Here is a 14,442-nt window from a genome sequence, read left to right on the forward strand (position 1 = left end):
GGCCGAGGCAGGCGCATCTGTTACAATTCCGCCAACGCTTGGGGTAGAAATGATCACGAAACAGCTTATTTTGAATGTCGACGACTACGACCAGGCGCGTTATGTAAAGACACGCCTGCTCCAGAACGCCGGCTTCCTTGTCGAGGAAGCGTGCTGCGGCCACGATGCGCTGGAGCTGGCGCACAAGCTGCGGCCCGGCGTGGTGCTGCTGGACGTCAAGCTGCCGGATATCGACGGCCTGGAAGTCTGCCGCCGCATCAAGGCCGATCCGGCCACCCGTTCGGTGGGGGTCGTGCATACCTCGTCCGCCTTCATTACCGAGCAGGACATCCGCAAGGGTCTCGGGAGCGGCGCGGACAATTACATTCCGGTCCCGTTCCAGCCGCACGAGCTGATCGCCGCCATCCGCGCCGTCCTCCACTGAGGACAGCCGCTTGCCAACCTCCCCCGCCATGCGCCGCTGTCGCGCGCGCCGTTACCATGATGCGCAGTACCGATGACGAAGCGAATCCTCCTGGTCGATGACCTGCTGCTCGATGTCGTGCTGACCAGGCGCGCGCTGGACGACTGCGCGATCCGCCACGAGGTCGTGGCCGCCTTCGACGGCGAGGAAGCCTGGCGCCTGCTCGGCGAAACGCGCTTCGACCTGCTGCTGCTCGACCTGAAGATGCCGCGGGTCGACGGTTTCGAGCTGTTGCAGCGCCTGCGCGAGCACGGGCGCGCCCCGGTGCCGGCGATCGTCCTGTCCGGCTCGGTGCTGGCCGCCGACCGGGTGCGCGCCGCGGGCCTGGGAATGGTGGAGTTCGTGCACAAGGCGCTGGACTATAGCGAATTCAGGGAGTCCTTGCGCGCGGCACTCGGCCGTCACGGTTTCTGCTGAGCGCACCCGACCAGGCCCGCATGGCGGCGTCGCGTCGGGCGCTCCGGGACGCCATCATCCCGCACGCGCCACCGCTTCTTCGTCCTCGGCCGCGGCGAGCCGGCGCAGGATCTCGGCGAACGGCATCGGCTGCCCGAACAGCCAGCCCTGGGCGAACTGCACGCCATGCCGGCACAGGAAGTCGGCCTGGGCCTGGCTTTCCACGCCTTCGGCCATCATGCGCAGGCCGAGGTCCCTGGCCATGCCGATGATGTGCCCCACCACCTGGCTGGTCGGGGCGCCGGTGCCGATGGCCTCGATGAAGCTGCGGTCGATCTTCAGGTAGTCGAGCTCGAGCGATTCGAGGTAGGACAGGCTCGAGTAGCCGGTGCCGAAGTCGTCGATGGCCACCGCAAAGCCGTGACGGCGCAAGGCGCGGGTGGTCTCGCGCGCCACGCGCGGATCGAGCAGGCCGCGTTCGGTCACCTCGAGGATCAGGTTGGCCGGGCGCGCCTGGATTGTCGCCATCCTCTGCTGCAGGCCGGCCAGCAGCTCCCGCGAGTGGAAGTCGGCGGGCGAGACGTTGATGCCGACGTGGAACTCCGGATGCGCCGCGAGATAGCTTCCGGTATCGCGGCAGACCGCGTCCAGCACCTGCCTGGTGATGCGCACGATCAGGTCGTTCTCCTCGGCGAGCGGGATGAACAGGTCGGGCATGACCACTTCCCCGGTCTGTCGCCGCCAGCGTACCAGCGCCTCGAGGCCCATCCAGCGGCCGCTGCGCAGGTCGACCACCGGCTGGTACTCGAGAAAGAACTCCTTGCGCCGCAAGGCGGTCTTCAGCGCGGCCGGCAGGGCCATCTGCTGGCGTGCCAGCAGCAGGATGGCCCCGGCCAGCGTGACGCCCGCCAGCAAGCCCACCGGCACCAGGCGCAGGGCAAGGTCCTGCGAGCGCCCCGCCATGTAGTGCGCGGGCACGGCGGCCACGGCGGCGGTGGTGAAGTTCGGCGAACGCACCACCGCGACGATGTGGCCGGCTTCCTCGAATACCGTTTCGCGCTGGTTGCGCAGGCGGCCGGCCCAGGACCGGTCGATCTTCCCGCGGAAGACCAGCGGTTCCGCCTGGCCCAGCGCGATGACGGCCAGCGATACGTCGGGCTCGCTCAAGGCGGTATCGATCCCCAGCTGCCGGTGCAGGATCGCCGCGACTCCCTCGATCTGGATGACCAGGAAGCTGTCCTGCGGCGCGAACGGGAAGCGCACGTTGCGGCGTACCAGGGCGCCGGTGGAAGCGCGGTAATCGGGCGGGCCAAGCTCGAACGTGCGCGAGGCCCCGGCAATGGACGAGCAGACCAGCTGTGTCCCTTCGACGTAGCCGATGGCCTGGATGTAGCTGGACGCGAGGTCGATCTGGCGCATCGTATCGATGCTGGCCGGGGCGCACGGCTGCGCGGCGTGCTGCTTGACCAGCCGGGTGACGCCCGCGGTCACCTGGCGCCCGGTCGCGTCGGCGCGCAGCACGACGTCGCGCGCGTAGGCGAGCGCATGGGTGCTTTCAGCCTTGAAAGCCTGGCGGCCCGACTCCTCGATGGCGAGCCAGATCGGCAGGCCGACCGCGGCAAGCGCAACCAGCAGCGTGAACAGGACAACGACCGGTTTTTTCATGGTTCCCTGCGAACGGGCATGATCGCCGCGCACCGCAGGTCCATACTACAGACGCCGTGCGCCGCCCGCAAACACACACGGGACAGTGCCGGGTCGGCCGGCGCCTGCCGCCGCATGCTGCCCGTATGCCGCACGGCACAAGAGACCTGGAACGCCGCCGAACCCGGCGCATGCCCGGGATGCAGCACGCCCGGGCGACACAGCGCCACGCCGCAGCACCATGCAGTCCAGCACTATGCTGCATAGCAAAATGAAAATATTTAGCCAAACGCATCGTGCGCGGGGTCGCAGGTCTCATAATACTTGCCGCAATTCACCTTACAAAGGGGTAGCGTTTATGAGTCAGAGTAAGCCTCTGTCGCTGCATGTACCGGAGCCTACCGGCCGCCCGGGCTGCAAGACCGATTTTTCGTACCTGCAATTGAGTCCCGCCGGGTCCGTCCGGCGTCCGACCGTCGACGTGGCGCCGCTCGACACGAGCGACATCGCGAACGGCCTGATCCGTGTCCTGGACGAGAACGGCGACGCCGTCGGTCCCTGGGCGCCCGAGGTCGATCCCGAGCTGCTGCGCTTCGGGCTGCGCACCATGATGAAAACCCGCATCTTCGACGCGCGCATGGTCATCGCCCAGCGCCAGAAGAAAATGTCGTTCTACATGACCTCGCTCGGCGAGGAAGCCATCGGCACGGCTCAGGCGCTGGCCCTGGAAGATGGCGACATGCACTTCCCGACCTACCGCCAGCAAAGCCTCCTGATCGCCAAGCAGGTGCCGCTGGTCGAGATGATCTGCCAGCTGCTGTCCAACGAGCGCGATCCGCTCAAGGGCCGCCAGCTGCCGGTGATGTACTCGGTGCGCCGCGCCGGTTTCTTCACCATCTCGGGCAACCTCGCCACCCAGTACCCGCAAGCGGTGGGCTGGGCCATGGCATCAAGCATCAAGGGCGACACCAAGATCGCTTCGGCCTGGATCGGCGACGGCGCCACCGCCGAATCCGATTTTTCGACCGCCCTCACCTTTGCCCATGTGTACCGCGCGCCGGTCATCCTCAACGTGGTCAACAACCAGTGGGCGATCTCGACCTTCCAGGCCATTGCCGGCGGCGAGAGCGTCACTTTTGCCACCCGCGGCATCGGCAGCGGCATCGCCTCGCTGCGCGTGGACGGCAACGACTTCCTGGCCGTGCTTTCGGCCTCGCGCTGGGCCGCGGAACGCGCGCGCAGCAACCTCGGCCCGACCCTGATCGAATGGGTCACCTACCGCGCCGGTCCGCACTCGACCTCGGACGACCCCTCGCGCTACCGCCCGGCCGACGACTTCCAGCACTTCCCGCTGGGCGACCCGGTCGCGCGCCTGCGCCGCTACCTGACCAAGCAGGGCTGGTGGTCGGACGAGGAGCACGACAAGGTGCAGGCCGAGCTCGAAGCGGAAGTCCTCGCGGCCCAGAAAGAGGCCGAATCGTACGGCATCCTGGGCGACGAGCGCGCGCCGAGCGCCGCCACGATGTTCGAGGACGTGTACAAGGACATGCCGGCGCACCTGCGCCGGCAGCGCCAGGAACTGGGAGTATGAGCATGGCACGCGACGAGCAAACCATAGACAAGGACAGCGACGGCAAGGGCGGCGACACCGCGACCATGCCGATGACCATGATCCAGGCCCTGCGCTCGGCCATGGACGTGATGATGGAGCGCGACCCGAACGTGGTCGTGTACGGCCAGGACGTCGGCTATTTCGGCGGCGTGTTCCGCGTCACCGACGGCCTGCAGGCCAAGTACGGCAAGTCGCGCGTGTTCGACGCGCCGATTTCCGAAGGCGGCATCGTCGGCACGGCGGTCGGCATGGCCGCCTACGGCTTGCGGCCGGTGGTCGAGATCCAGTTCGCCGATTATTTCTACCCGGCGACCGACCAGATCGTGTCGGAAGCGGCGCGCCTGCGCTACCGCTCGGCCGGCGAATTCACCTCTTCGATGGTGATCCGCATGCCCTGCGGCGGCGGCATCTACGGCGGCCAGACCCACAGCCAAAGCCCGGAAGCCTTCTTCACCCACGTGTGCGGCCTGCGCACCGTGATGCCGTCCAATCCCTACGACGCCAAGGGCCTCCTGATCGCGTCGATCGAGAACGACGACCCGGTGATCTTCCTGGAACCAAAGCGTTTGTATAACGGCCCCTTCGACGGCCACCACGACCGTCCGGTGGTGCCCTGGTCCGGCCACGCCCTCGGCAACGTGCCGACCGGCTACTACAAGGTGGACCTCGACAAGGCGGCGATCGTCCGTCCCGGCAACGACGTGACGGTGCTGGCCTACGGCACCATGGTCTGGGTCTCGGAAGCGGCGGCACGCGAAAGCGGCGTCGACGCCGAAGTCATCGACCTGCGCAGCATCTGGCCGCTCGACCTCGACACCATCGTCAATTCGGTCAAGAAGACCGGACGCTGCGTGATCGTGCACGAGGCGACCCGCACCAGCGGCTTCGGCGCCGAACTGGCGGCCCTGGTGCAGGAACACTGCTTCTACCAGCTGGAGGCGCCGATCGAGCGCGTCACCGGTTGGGATACCCCTTACCCGCATGCGCAGGAATGGGCTTACTTCCCGGGTCCGGACCGCGTTGCGGCCGCCCTGAAACGTGCGATGGAGGGTCGTTGAACATGGGCATTCACGTCATTAAAATGCCGGACCTGGGCGAAGGCATCGCCGAGGTCGAAGTGGTGGCCTGGCACGTGCAGCCGGGCGATACGGTCAAGGAAGACCAGGTGCTGGCCGACGTCATGACCGACAAGGCCACCGTCGAAATCCCCTCGCCGGTCGCGGGCACCATCACCAGCCTGGGCGGCGCTGTCGGGCAGTCGCTGGCCGTGGGCGCGGAGCTGATCCGCCTGGAAGTCGAAGGGGCCGGCAACTTCTCGGGCGAGAAGGCGAAGCAGGAGCCGGCGAAATCGGCCGCGGCCACTGCGCCCGCCGAGGAAGTCGGCGATCCGCAGCTGGAAGCGGTGGCGCAAGCCGAGGCAGCGTCAGGTGCGTCGGCGAAAGCGGCAGCTCCCGCTGCGCCGCCTGTCCCGCCTCCCTCGCCTGCACCGAAGGCGCCGGCACCGCAGCAACGCAGCTACCAGAATGGCCCGGCGCCGATGCGCGCCGAAGGCGACAAGCCGCTGGCCGCGCCGGCCGTGCGCCAGCGCGCCTGGGACCTCGGCATCGAGCTGCAGTTCGTGCACGGCACCGGTCCGGCCGGCCGCATCACCCACGCCGACCTCGACGCCCACGTGGCGGGCCGCCGCGGCGCCGCCCAGGGCGGCGCCAGCGACAACCGCTATGCGAAGCTGGAGGGCGAGCATGCCGCGCCGGTCATCGGCCTGCGCCGCAAGATCGCCGAGAAGATGCAGGAGGCCAAGCGCCAGATCCCGCACTTCACCTATGTGGAAGAGATCGACGTCACCGAACTGGAAGCCTTGCGTGCCCAGCTCAATGCGCGCTACGGCGCCGAGCGCGGCAAGCTGACCTTCCTGCCCTTCCTGATGCGCGCCGTGGTGCTGTCGATCCGCCAGTATCCGATGATGAACGCGCGCTACGACGATGCGAACAACCTGCTGACCCAGTACGAACCGGTCCACCTGGGCATCGCCGCCCAGACCGAGGCCGGCCTGATGGTGCCGGTGGTGCGCCATGCCGAGGCGCGCGATCCCTGGTCGAGCGCGGCGGAAGTCGCACGCCTGGCCGAGGCTGCGCGTACCGGCAAAGCCACGCGCGAGGAGCTGACCGGCTCGACCATCACCATCACCAGCCTGGGTCCGCTGGGCGGGATCGTCACCACCCCGGTCATCAACCGGCCGGAAGTGGCGATCATCGGCACCAACCGCATCGTCGACCGGCCGGTGATCAAGGACGGCGCCATGGTGGCGCGCAAGATGATGAACCTGTCGTCCTCGTTCGACCACCGCGTCATCGACGGCCAGGTGGCGGCCAAGTTCGTGCAGACGATCCGCGGCTATCTCGAAACCCCGGCCACCATCTTCGTGGAGTAAAGGCATGGAGACCCTGCATACGACACTGCTCATCATCGGCGGCGGACCCGGCGGCTACGTGGCCGGCATCCGCGCCGGCCAGCTCGGCGTGCCGACCATCCTGGTCGAAGGTGCTTCGCCCGGCGGCACCTGCCTGAACATCGGTTGCATTCCGTCCAAGGCCCTCATCCACGCGGCCGACGAGTTCTGCAAGGCGCGCAGCTATGCGGCCGAGACCTCGCCGCTGGGCATCACCTTCGGGGCGGCCGCGGCCGAGCCGCGCATCGACCTCGAGCGCACGGTGGCCTGGAAGGACGGCATCGTCAAGAAGCTCACCGGCGGCGTCGGCGCCCTGCTCAAGAAGAACGGCGTCAAGCTGGTCAGCGGCTGGGCCACGATCCTGGACGGCAAGACGGTCGAGGTGCGGCAGGACGGCGAAACCGAGGCATCGGTACGGATCCGCTGCGAGCACATGCTGCTGGCCGCCGGCTCGGTGCCGGTCGAGCTGCCCTTCATGCCATTCGGCGGCCCGGTGGTCTCGAGCACCGAAGCGCTCTCGCCCGGCGAGGTGCCGCAGCGCCTGGTCGTGGTCGGCGCCGGCTACATCGGCCTGGAGCTCGGCACCGCCTACAGGAAGTTGGGAGCGCAAGTGACGGTCGTCGAAGCGGCGGACCGCATCCTGCCCGCCTACGACGCCGACCTGGTCAAGCCGGTGGCCGCAGCCCTGGGACGCCTGGGCGTCGAACTACGCCTGGGCACCTCGGTGCTGGGCATGGACGGCGAGGACGGGCAACAGCGCGTCCGTGTCCGCGACGCCTCCGGCGTCGAAGCCCTGCTGGAAGCGGAGCGCGTGCTGGTGGCCGTTGGCCGCAAGCCGCGCACGCTCGGGTGGGGCCTGGAAAACCTGATGCTCGACATGGATGGCCGCGCCGTCAAGGTCGACAACCAGTGCCGCACCTCGATGCGCAACGTGTGGGCGATCGGCGACCTGGCCGGCGAGCCGATGCTCGCGCACCGGGCGATGGCCCAGGGCGAAATGGTGGCGGAGATCGTGTCCGGCAAGCGCCGCCACTTCGAGCCTGCCGCGATTCCGGCGGTGTGCTTCACCGATCCGGAAATCGTGGTGGTCGGGATGTCCCCGGCGGACGCCGACAAGGCGGGCATGGAAATCGTTACCGCCAACTTCCCGTTCAGCGCCAACGGCCGCGCCATGACCATCGAGAGCACGGATGGCTTCGTGCGGGTGGTGGCCCGCAAGAGCGACCACCGCATCGTCGGCTGGCAGGCCGTGGGCGGCGCGGTGTCGGAGCTGGCGGCCGGCTTCACGCAGTCGATCGAACTCGGCGCCCAGCTCGAGGACATCGCCGGTACCATCCACGCCCACCCGACCCTCGGCGAAGCCGTGCAGGAAGCCGCCCTGCGCGCGCTCGGCCACGCGCTGCACATCTAAGTACCATTCCCCGGCCGCCGTCCGCTCGGACGGCGGCACTTCCCCCTTCCTGCGTTTGCCCTGGCTGCTGCACAGGCAAACAAAACATGCATACATTGTTACAACTGCAAACAATATTTGCAAAATTGTGCCTAGTGCAAAATTGCGATCGACGCAATAATCGCACCGCGCTCGGGAATTACCCCAGTGCATCACTACGATAAAGGCACAACAACATGTTCAAGAAAATCGCAGCCGCAACCGTCCTGATGATCGCGTCGGCCACCACGTTCGCCGCACAACCGAATACCTTCTATGCCGGCGGCGACGTCGGACGTACCAAGTCCGATTTCATCCCCGATCGCGACACCAGCGTCGGCGCCTTCGTCGGCTACAACATCGACCAGACCTTCGCCGTCGAAGCGGGCTACCGCCGCCTGCTCGACCGCGACTACCAATGGCCCGATATCCGCGCCAATACCCGCGTGAACCAGGCGTCGCTGTCGCTGGTGGCCAGCATGCCGGTCGGCGAAAGCTTCAGCGTCTACGGCCGCCTCGGCGCGGCCCGCCTGCAGAACCGCTTCACCAGCAACGAATTCGTCGGCAAGCTCTCGACCACGAAGGCCCTGTACGGCATCGGCGCCGGCTATGCGTTCAGCCCGGCCGTGTCGGCCCGTATCGAAGTGCAGAAGGCGGAAAACGAAGCGACCAACCTGAGCACCGGCCTGTCGTTCCAGTTCTGAATCCCCCGGGAGGCGCGCCTCCTTTCGACATCACCCATTTGACAATCAAGGTTTCAACCATGTTCAAGAACATCGCCGCCGCTGCAGCACTGGTCGTCGCTTCCTCGACCGCTTTCGCCGCCCAGCCGGGCACCTTCTACGCCGGCGGGGACGTCGGCAAGACCAAGCTGGAAAACCAGTCGGGCCGTGCCACCAGCGCAGGCGCATTCATCGGCTACAACTTCCACCAGAACTTCGCGGTCGAAGCCGGTTACCGCCGGCTGGGCGACTACGACTTCCACGCCTTCGGCGTGCACGGCGACGTGAACGTGGACCAGGCGGCCCTGTCGCTGGTCGGCACCCTGCCGCTGAGCAGCGGGTTCAACCTGTTCGGCCGGGTCGGCTACAACCGCCTCGAAGTCGAAGGCAGCGCCAACGGTTACCACGCCAAGGATTCGGTCTCGAAAGCGCTGATCGGCGTCGGTGTCGGCTACGCGTTCACGCCGACCATCTCGGCGCGGATCGAGCTACAGCGTCCGGCCAGCGACACCCACAACGTCAGCGCAGGCGTCGCGTTCCAGTTCTAAGCACTCGCGCGCGACTGCCGACGCGGCTTGCATGGCACGCCGGCAGCTTCGGGAACAGCCCGGTCCATGGACCGGGCTTTTTTCGTGCAGGCAGCCGCGCTCATCGGCGCGGCGCAGACCTGCCCGGCGAGGAAGCGAGCACCATGCCCAGCTTGAGTGCAGATTCGACCACCGCCTCGGTCGGCGGTGTGTAGCCCTGCGCGATCCAGCGCAACGCGATGTGGATGACGCCGCCGACCACGCCGGCCTGCAGCAATTGGTCTTCCTGGGCGCCGGGCGGCGCGACGATGCGCGCCACTTCCTGGCCGATGGCGCGCAAGGCCGCATCGAACGCCTGGTCCACCGCCCGGCTCACGCCGCGGATCTCGACCAGGAACACGCGCGCCGACTGCGGCTCGCGCTGCAGTGCTGTGAAATAAGCATGCAGCATGGCGCGCGAACGGGCAATGCGTCCGCGTCCGGCGCCCTGCGCCGCTTGCCGGATCTCGCCCAGCACCGAAAACGTGACGGCATTGAAGCAGGCGATCAGGAGCGCTTCGCTGTTGGCGAACGACTCGTAGAAGTAGCGTTCGGTCAGGCCCGCCGCCTCGCAGACGGCCTTGACGGTCGCCTGGTGGTAGCCCCGCTCGCCGTACACCGCAATGGCGGCCGCGATCAGGCGCGACCGGCGTTCGGCGCGCCGCTCTTCCTGCGACAGTCCGCGATAGGACCGGGTGGTGAGCTCGGCTTTCATGGCGACATTCTACACAGAAACTTGTCAGCGTAAATTTGACAATGTACAGTGTCAGTCTCAATATCGGTACGCAGTATCGGTATCAACGAAAAACACAACAAACGAGACACCATGCATTCCCCTGCACCTTCATCGGCGGCGGGGCCGGACGATGCGCTGGACGTCCTGATCGTCGGCGCCGGCCTGTCCGGCATCGGCGCGGCGGCGACCCTGCGGCAGCGCTGCCCCGGCAAACGCTTTGCCATTCTCGAGGCGCGCGACGCCATCGGCGGAACCTGGGACCTGTTTCGCTACCCGGGGATCCGCTCCGATTCCGACATGTACACGCTCGGCTACGCCTTCCGCCCCTGGCGCGACCCGAAGGCGATTGCCGACGGACCCGCGATCCGGGCGTATGTCGCCGAGACCGCGCGCGAGCACGGCATCGACGCGCACATCCGCTTTGGCCACCAGCTCACGAAGGCCAGCTGGTGCGGCGCGGCGGCGCTCTGGACCGTGGAAGCCCGGCTGGCCGGCGGCGAGGTCCGCACGCTGCGCACCCGCTTCCTCTACCTGTGCTGCGGCTACTACAGCTATGACCAAGCCTACCGTCCGTGCTTCGAGGGCGAAGAAGCGTTCGCGGGCCGCATCGTGCAGCCGCAGTTCTGGCCCGAAGACCTCGACTACGGCGGCAAGCGCGTGGTCGTCGTCGGCAGCGGCGCCACGGCGGTGACGGTGGTGCCGGCGATGACCGACCGCGCCGCCCACGTGATCATGCTGCAGCGCTCGCCCACCTACGTGGTGGCGCGCCCGTCGCGCTACCGTTTCGCCCAGCGCATGCGCGCGCTGTTCCCGGAGCGGCTGGCCTACGCGCTCACGCGCTGGCGGGTGATCGGCGAAAGCATGTTCCTGTACTGGCTGGCGCGCAGCAAGCCGGAACTGGTCAAGCGGAAGATCGTCGCCATGGCCGGTCGGCAGCTCGGCTCGCGCGAAGCCGCCGCCGCCCATTTCACGCCCGGCTACAAGCCCTGGGACCAGCGCGTCTGCGTGGTGCCCGACGGCGACCTGTTCAAGGCGCTGCGCGCCGGGAAGGCCAGCGTGGTCACCGACCACATCGCGCGCTTCACCCGGCACGGGATCCTGCTGCGGTCGGGGCGCGAGCTGGAGGCGGACGTGGTGGTGATGGCCACCGGCCTCACCTTGCAGCTGTTCGGCGGCGCCAGCCTGGTCGTGGACGGGCGCAGCGTCGATCCGAGCCGCGCCATGTCGTACAAGGGCATGATGCTGAGCGACGTGCCGCACTGCGCGCTGGCATTCGGCTACACGAACGCCTCCTGGACCCTGAAGGCCGACCTGACCGCCGAATGGGTCTGCCGCCTGCTGCGCCACATGGACGCGCATGGACAACGGCTTGCGGTGGCGCCGCGTGACCCCGCGGTGCCGGAAGCGCCCTTCCTCGACTTCAATTCCGGCTACGTGGAACGGGCCCGGCACCTGCTGCCCAAGCAGGGTGCGCGCAAGCCGTGGCACGTGTACCAGAACTACCTGCGCGACCTGTTGACGATCCGCTTCGGGCGCATCGACGATGGCGTGCTGCGCCTGCTGCCGCGCGGTGCCGCACAAACGCATGCGCAGTCGGCTGCGCATGGAGACCGCCCATGAAGCTCGCCAACCGTGTGGCGGTGGTGACCGGCGCCGGCGGCGGCATCGGCCGCGCCATCGCGATTGCCCTGGCGCGGCGCGGCTGCCACCTCGCCCTTGCAGACATCGACGGCGATGCCGCCGCCGACTGCGCCCGCCACGCCCGGGCACTGGGGGTGCGCGCCTCGGTGCACCCGCTCGACGTGGCCGACCGCGCCGCGGTGCGCGCCCTGCCCTCGCAGGTGGACGCGGTCCACAACCGGGTCGACCTGGTGGTCAACAATGCCGGCGTCGCGCTCGGCGGCAGTTTCGAACAGGTCGGCGAGGACGACTTCGACTGGCTGATGGAGATCAACTTCCACGGCGTGGTGCGCATGACGCGCGCCTTCCTGCCGCACCTGCGCCTGAGCAACGACGCGCGCATCGTCAACGTCTCGAGCATCTACGGTATCATTGCGCCGCCCGGCCAGAGCGCCTACGCGGCCAGCAAGTTCGCGGTGCGCGGCTTCAGCCACGCGCTGCGCCACGAGCTGGAAGGCAGCACGGTCGCGGTCAGCGTCGTGCACCCGGGCGGCGTGGCGACCGCGATCGCGAAGAATGCGCGCGCGCCGGCCGGCGCGCCGCCGCACGAGATCGAAAAGGGACGCGCCATCGCCGAGCGCCTGCTGCGCATGGCGCCGGAGCAGGCCGGCGAGATCATCGTGCGCGGCATCGAGCAGCGCCGCGCCCGCATCCTGGTCGGCAGCGACGCGAAGATCGCGGCGCTGCTCGAACGGCTCAGCCCCGTCCACTACTGGCAACTCATCAGGAAAGCGACCGCGCGATGACCACGACCTTGTCGATCCTCTTCGGAGGGCTGCTGCTGTTCATGGGCGCACTGGCACTGTTCAGCTGGCGTACCGCGCGGCGCATCGAGGCCTTCCTGCCGCCGGCGGGGAGCTTCGTCGACGTCGACGGCGCGCGCCTGCATGTCCGCGACGAAGGCAGCGGCCCGGCCCTCCTGATGCTGCACGGCCTCGGGGGAACGATGGCGCACTTCAACTACGGGGCGGTACGCGAGCTGTCGCAGCACTTCCGCGTGGTGACGGTCGACCGCCCCGGCTCCGGCTACTCGACCCGCGCCGGCAGCGCGCCGGCCGACCTGTCGACCCAGGCGCGCGCCATCGCCGCGCTCGTCGAGCGGCTCGGCCTGCACCGGCCGACCGTGGTCGGCCATTCGCTGGGCGGCGCCACGGCCCTCACGCTCGCGCTGGAGCACCCGCACTGCGTGGGCGCCCTGGCCCTGGTCGCGCCCCTGACCCATGCGCCCGGATCGGTCCCGCCGGCCTTCCGCGCGCTGACCATCGAAACCGGGTGGCTGCGCAAGCTGTTCGCCTGGACGCTCGCAGTCCCGGCCAGCATCGCCACCGGCAAGGGCATCCTGGCCGAGGTGTTCGGCCCGGACCCGGTGCCGCGCGACTTCCCGACACGCGGCGGCGGGCTGCTGAGCCTGCGGCCGCAACAGTTCCTGGCCAGCTCGGCCGACCTGCAGGCGCTCGCCGGGCACATGCCGGGGCTGGAACAAGCCTTTGGCCGGCTGCACGTGCCCCTGCACGTGCTGTTCGGCCGCGACGACCGCATCCTCGACTGGCGCGCGAATGGCCGGGCGCTGGTCGACAAGGTACACGGTGCGCGCCTGGAACTGGTCGAGGGCGGCCACATGTTGCCCGTGACGCACCCGGCGCTGACGGCCCGCTTCATCGAGGAATCCGCCGCGACGGCGCAAGGGTGCGCGGGGCGGGAGAAGGCCGGCCGATGAACGCAGTCGCCGTGCTCCGCACCGAGCGGCTGCTGCTGCGTACCTGGGAACCCGGGGACGCCGCCGCTTTCCTCGCGCTCAACCAGGATCCGCGCGTGACCGAATTTCTTCCCGGGCCGCCCAGCATGGAGCAGGTCCATGCCTTCTTCGCCGCCCAGCAGGCACTGTTCGAGCGCAGCGGCGCATGCTATTTCGCCGCGACGGTGGCGGCGACCGGCGAACTGGCCGGCTTCGTCGGGCTGAAGCGCCACGAGGCGCGGCCGCAGGCCGGGCCGGAAGGCGGCCTCATCCCCGCCCTGCCGTTTGCCCCGTGCACCGACATCGGCTGGCGCCTCGGCGCCGCCCACTGGGGCAAAGGGTATGCGCTCGAAGGCGCGCGTGCCTGCGTGGCCTTCGGTTTCGGCTCCCTGGGGCTGCCGGAGATCGTCTCCTTCACGGTGCCGGCCAACCTGCGCTCACGCGCCCTCATGGAAAAGCTGGGCATGCGCGAGGACACCGGGGGCGCGTTCGCGCACCCGGCCCTGCCGCCAGGGCATCCGCTGTCGCGCCACGTGCTGTATCGCTTGCGGCGCTGAAGCTCCCGGCGGCGCTCAGCGCTCCGGCGCCGCCGTACCCTGGTCGTACTGGTCGGGGTCGGTCCCGGTCGTGGGCATCGCGCCGGAACCCTGTTGCTCCATGCCGCCCTGCCGGGCCGCCGGCTGTCCCGACTGCTGGCTGGCCTGCTGGCCCGACTGCCGGTTGCCGGCGGCGTCGCTGCGCTTGCCGATTCCTTCCATTCCGGTCTGCAGCTGCCCCGCGTTCGCGTTGCTGCCGAACGCCTGGTCCGCTTCCTGGTGCGTGGTGTCGCCGGCGAGCAGGTCGTCCGAGCGGCTGGCCGACTGCTGGCTGCCCTGGTCGGGCATGGCCCCGATATCGCCGGTACCGCCGACCCCCATGCTGCCGGCGCTGCTGCTGCCGTCCCGCGTGACCTGGTCGTAGTTGCGCCCCTTGGCGTCCTTGCCTTCGCTTTGCATCGACATGATGGCCTC

At 68.7% G+C, this 14,442-nt stretch carries 15 protein-coding genes; 12 read left to right on the top strand and 3 right to left on the bottom strand.

The features are described 5' to 3' along the window. The first annotated feature begins 49 nt into the window (after positions 1-49). On the top strand, positions 50-424 hold the full coding sequence (locus ACFFJK_RS09555; RefSeq protein ID WP_379678877.1) for a response regulator transcription factor: 375 nt from the start codon (positions 50-52) through the stop codon (positions 422-424). Positions 425-496: 72 nt separating this feature from the next. Further along, positions 497-880, top strand: a complete 384-nt coding sequence (locus tag ACFFJK_RS09560; protein ID WP_379678878.1) for a response regulator — start codon at positions 497-499, stop codon at positions 878-880. 54 nt (positions 881-934) lie between these two features. On the opposite strand, the gene ACFFJK_RS09565 is transcribed toward ACFFJK_RS09560, so the two are convergent. Beyond that, positions 935-2,524 (bottom strand): EAL domain-containing protein, encoded by a 1,590-nt coding sequence (locus tag ACFFJK_RS09565; protein WP_379678879.1) that lies wholly within the window; start codon positions 2,522-2,524, stop codon positions 935-937. A 337-nt stretch (positions 2,525-2,861) separates the two neighbouring features. Between ACFFJK_RS09565 and ACFFJK_RS09570 the strand changes: the two genes are divergently transcribed. From ACFFJK_RS09570 to ACFFJK_RS09595, 6 genes are all read left to right on the top strand, one after another. Beyond that, entirely contained in the window at positions 2,862-4,094 is a 1,233-nt protein-coding gene (locus ACFFJK_RS09570) for a 3-methyl-2-oxobutanoate dehydrogenase (2-methylpropanoyl-transferring) subunit alpha (protein WP_379678880.1), read from the top strand. Positions 4,095-4,159: 65 nt separating this feature from the next. Further along, on the top strand, positions 4,160-5,173 hold the full coding sequence (locus ACFFJK_RS09575) for an alpha-ketoacid dehydrogenase subunit beta (protein ID WP_446686055.1): 1,014 nt from the start codon (positions 4,160-4,162) through the stop codon (positions 5,171-5,173). A gap of 2 nt (positions 5,174-5,175) precedes the next feature. Beyond that, positions 5,176-6,546: a dihydrolipoamide acetyltransferase family protein gene (locus ACFFJK_RS09580; RefSeq protein WP_379678881.1), complete on the top strand. Its 1,371-nt coding sequence runs from the start codon at positions 5,176-5,178 to the stop codon at positions 6,544-6,546. Positions 6,547-6,550: 4 nt separating this feature from the next. Continuing rightward, positions 6,551-7,975: a dihydrolipoyl dehydrogenase gene (lpdA, locus tag ACFFJK_RS09585; RefSeq protein ID WP_379678882.1), complete on the top strand. Its 1,425-nt coding sequence runs from the start codon at positions 6,551-6,553 to the stop codon at positions 7,973-7,975. A gap of 215 nt (positions 7,976-8,190) precedes the next feature. Beyond that, positions 8,191-8,697: a porin family protein gene (locus tag ACFFJK_RS09590; protein WP_379678883.1), complete on the top strand. Its 507-nt coding sequence runs from the start codon at positions 8,191-8,193 to the stop codon at positions 8,695-8,697. Between the two features lie 59 nt (positions 8,698-8,756). Then, complete coding sequence (locus ACFFJK_RS09595) at positions 8,757-9,263, top strand: outer membrane beta-barrel protein (protein ID WP_379678884.1); 507 nt, start codon at positions 8,757-8,759, stop codon at positions 9,261-9,263. Between the two features lie 100 nt (positions 9,264-9,363). Here ACFFJK_RS09595 and ACFFJK_RS09600 read toward each other — a convergent pair whose 3' ends face one another. After that, complete coding sequence (locus ACFFJK_RS09600; RefSeq protein ID WP_379678885.1) at positions 9,364-9,996, bottom strand: TetR/AcrR family transcriptional regulator; 633 nt, start codon at positions 9,994-9,996, stop codon at positions 9,364-9,366. 111 nt (positions 9,997-10,107) lie between these two features. Between ACFFJK_RS09600 and ACFFJK_RS09605 the strand changes: the two genes are divergently transcribed. The 4 genes from ACFFJK_RS09605 to ACFFJK_RS09620 are packed head-to-tail and all read left to right on the top strand — an operon-like array spanning position 10,108 to position 13,989. Next, the gene (locus ACFFJK_RS09605; protein ID WP_379678886.1) at positions 10,108-11,637 is read left to right on the top strand and encodes a flavin-containing monooxygenase; all 1,530 of its coding nucleotides are present in this window, start codon (positions 10,108-10,110) and stop codon (positions 11,635-11,637) included. After that, positions 11,634-12,443: an SDR family NAD(P)-dependent oxidoreductase gene (locus tag ACFFJK_RS09610; protein WP_379678887.1), complete on the top strand. Its 810-nt coding sequence runs from the start codon at positions 11,634-11,636 to the stop codon at positions 12,441-12,443. The genes ACFFJK_RS09605 and ACFFJK_RS09610 overlap by 4 nt, the downstream gene beginning before the upstream one ends. After that, entirely contained in the window at positions 12,440-13,414 is a 975-nt protein-coding gene (locus ACFFJK_RS09615) for an alpha/beta fold hydrolase (protein ID WP_379678888.1), read from the top strand. Before ACFFJK_RS09610 ends, ACFFJK_RS09615 begins: the two co-directional genes overlap by 4 nt. After that, positions 13,411-13,989, top strand: coding sequence for a GNAT family N-acetyltransferase (locus ACFFJK_RS09620; RefSeq protein WP_379678889.1), 579 nt, complete (start codon positions 13,411-13,413; stop codon positions 13,987-13,989). The genes ACFFJK_RS09615 and ACFFJK_RS09620 overlap by 4 nt, the downstream gene beginning before the upstream one ends. A gap of 15 nt (positions 13,990-14,004) precedes the next feature. Here the strand turns inward: ACFFJK_RS09620 and ACFFJK_RS09625 are convergent, their stop codons facing one another. Beyond that, on the bottom strand, positions 14,005-14,433 hold the full coding sequence (locus tag ACFFJK_RS09625; RefSeq protein WP_379678890.1) for a hypothetical protein: 429 nt from the start codon (positions 14,431-14,433) through the stop codon (positions 14,005-14,007). Positions 14,434-14,442 lie beyond the last annotated feature (9 nt).

It is taken from the genome of Massilia consociata, assembly GCF_042432755.1.
Classification (GTDB): domain Bacteria; phylum Pseudomonadota; class Gammaproteobacteria; order Burkholderiales; family Burkholderiaceae_D; genus Telluria; species Telluria consociata.